General features: G+C 71.5%; 3 protein-coding genes. 1 reads left to right on the top strand and 2 read right to left on the bottom strand.

The genetic code is table 11. From position 1 onward, the window contains the following. The coding region (locus HOQ08_RS00015) for an ATP-binding protein (protein WP_291189634.1) at positions 1 to 1,125 on the top strand (1,125 nt) is incomplete at its 5' end. 7 nt (positions 1,126 to 1,132) lie between these two features. Here the strand turns inward: HOQ08_RS00015 and HOQ08_RS00010 are convergent. Both HOQ08_RS00010 and HOQ08_RS00005 read right to left on the bottom strand, forming a co-directional pair. Further along, complete coding sequence (locus tag HOQ08_RS00010; RefSeq protein ID WP_291189631.1) at positions 1,133 to 1,585, bottom strand: NUDIX domain-containing protein; 453 nt, start codon at positions 1,583 to 1,585, stop codon at positions 1,133 to 1,135. Beyond that, on the bottom strand, positions 1,582 to 2,397 hold the full coding sequence (locus HOQ08_RS00005) for a helix-turn-helix transcriptional regulator (protein WP_291189628.1): 816 nt from the start codon (positions 2,395 to 2,397) through the stop codon (positions 1,582 to 1,584). Before HOQ08_RS00005 ends, HOQ08_RS00010 begins: the two co-directional genes overlap by 4 nt. Positions 2,398 to 2,601: the final 204 nt, after the last annotated feature.

The following is a 2,601-nucleotide window of genomic DNA, read 5'->3' as shown; positions in this document are numbered from 1 at the left end:
CAGGAGGCCAGCCGGGCGAAGGACGAATTCATCGCCACGCTCGCGCACGAACTGCGCAACCCGCTGGCCCCGATCCGCACCGGGCTGGACATCCTCAAGCGCGACACGGCCAACGGGCCGGCCTCGCAACGCGCCCGCGACACGATGGAGCGGCAGCTGGGGCACATGATCCGCCTCATCGACGACCTGCTGGACATCTCGCGCATCAGCAGCGGCAAGATCCGCATCGACGTCTCGCGCATCCGCCTGCGTCCCGTGGTGGACAGCGCGCTGGAGGTCAGCCGCCCTGCGGTCACGGCTGCCGGCCATGCGCTCGACGTGGACCTGCCGGCCGAGGACATCGAGGTCATGGGCGATCCGACGCGGCTCGCGCAGGCGCTGGGCAACCTCCTGAACAACGCGGCCAAGTACACGCCGCCGGCTGGCCGCATCGCCTTGCGGCTGCGGCGCGAAGGCGAATGGGCGGTGTTCCAGGTCGAGGACAACGGCGAAGGCATCCCGCCGGAGATGCTCGAGACCATCTTCTCGCTGTTCACGCAGGTGCGCAGCACGCTCGACCGGGCGCAGGGCGGCCTGGGGATCGGGCTGTACCTGGTGCGCAGCCTGGTCGAACTGCACGGGGGCAGCATCAGCGCGTCCAGCGGCGGCGCGGGCCGCGGGAGCACTTTCACGCTGCGCATCCCGTGCCTGCCGGCGGAGCCGGCGGCCCGACCGATCGAAGCCGCGCCCGAGCGTCGGCTCACCCAGGACGATCTCAAAGTCCTGCTCGTCGACGACAACGTGGACGCGGCCGACACCCTGGCCCTCATGCTCGACATGGAAGGCTGCAGCACGCACACCGTGCACGATGGCGTGCAGGCGGTGCAGGCGGCCGGCCAGTTCGATCCCGACGTGGTGCTGCTGGACATCGGGCTGCCCGGCCTGAACGGCTACGAGGTGGCCGAGCGGCTCCGCCAGGATGCCCGCTTCGCCGACACGGTGCTGATCGCGATCACGGGGTGGGGCGCCGAACAGGACCGCCGCCGAGCACAACAGGCCGGATTCGACCACCACCTGACCAAGCCGGTCGACGTGGATTCGCTGCGCCCGCTGCTGCGTCGAGGCCGCGGCACCGCGCGGGCCTGAGGATTCCTCACTCCAGCGCCGCGGCCAGCCGCTCCACGAACGGCCACTGGCTGGGCAGCATCTTGGCCCGCGCGGCCGGCACGCTGAACCAGCCCACCTTGTCCACTTCCGGAAACGCACGCATCTTGCCGGAGCGCGGCGGCCATTCCATCTCGAACTCGGTGGAGCGGAGTTGCTCCGGCGCGAAGTCGCCGGCCACCGCCCAGGCCAGCACGCGCTTGCCGCCTTTCTGCACGACTTCGCCGAGGGACGCGTAGGGACCCGGCGGGTCGATGCCAATCTCCTCGGTGAACTCGCGCCGCGCACCGGCCAGCGGATCCTCGCCCGGCTCCAGTTCGCCCTTGGGCAGCATCCACGCGCCATCGTCCTTGCGCGCCCAGTACGGGCCGCCGGGATGGGCCAGCAGCACCTCGAGCCCGCCGGGCCCGTGCCGGTACATCAGCAGGCCGGCGCTGGTCATGCGCGGCGCGGCTGGAAGTGCCGTGGGGGCTGGCCCATCGCGGCCTTGAACATCGCGCTGAACGCGCTCTCGCTCGCATACCCCGTGGCCGCGGCAACCTGGCCGACCGGCGTGCCGTTGGCCAGCATCGGCAGGGCATGGGCCAGCACGGCCTGCTGGCGCCACTGCTGGTACCCGGTGCCCAGCTCCGAACGGAACAGGCGCGCCATGGTGCGCTCGCTGGCGCCGACATCGGCGGCCCACGCGCCCAGGTTCGCGCGCTCGCCGGGCGCGCGCAGCACGGCCTCGCAGAGCGCACGCAGGCGCTTGTCGCCACCACTGGCGGGCAGCGGCACGCCCAAGGGCTGGGTCTCGGCGCGCCGCATCTCGTCCAGCACCAGCGCGGACAGCAGCCGCTCGCGCGCGGCATCGCGGCAGCCGTCGAGTGCCTCGATCAGTTCGCGCAGCAGCGGCGAGACCATCAGCACCCGGCAGCCGGTCCAGCCAGGTGGCGTGACGCTGGCGTGCAGGTACAGCGTGCGGAACTCCGCGTGCTCCAGCACGTGGACCGCGTGCCGCGCGCCGGGCTCGATCCACACCGCGCGCGAGGGCGGCACGATGTAGGTGACCTCGTCGGCGCCTTCCTGCGCCGCCATCACCTGCAGCACGCCGCTGGCGCAGAAGGCGAGCTGGGCGAATGCATGGCGATGCGGATCGAAGTGCGTGTCGGCCGGCAGGCTGCGGATGCGCAGCCGCACGGGATGGGCAGCCGTGGGCTCGAAGCTGGACATCTCGCCCAGCGCGACGGACCTCGGGGCGGGGCGACGGCGCATGGCGGCATTCTGGCCGAAATTCGCGGATGGCTGGCGTTCCGTCGCATTCCGGAAACATGAGGCGCTGGGTAGCATCAGCCCATGACCAGCGCCACCCAAGCCGCCCCGGCCCGCAGTTTCCGAGACGATGCCCAGGTGATCGGCCTCGTGGGGATCGCCCACATTATCAGCCACTTCAGCCTACTCCTGCTGGCGCCGCTGTTC

It is taken from the genome of Frateuria sp. (assembly GCF_013362045.1).
GTDB lineage: Bacteria > Pseudomonadota > Gammaproteobacteria > Xanthomonadales > Rhodanobacteraceae > Frateuria_A.
The sequence above is the reverse complement of the archived record's forward strand: the minus strand, read 5'-3'. Positions and strand labels throughout refer to the sequence as shown.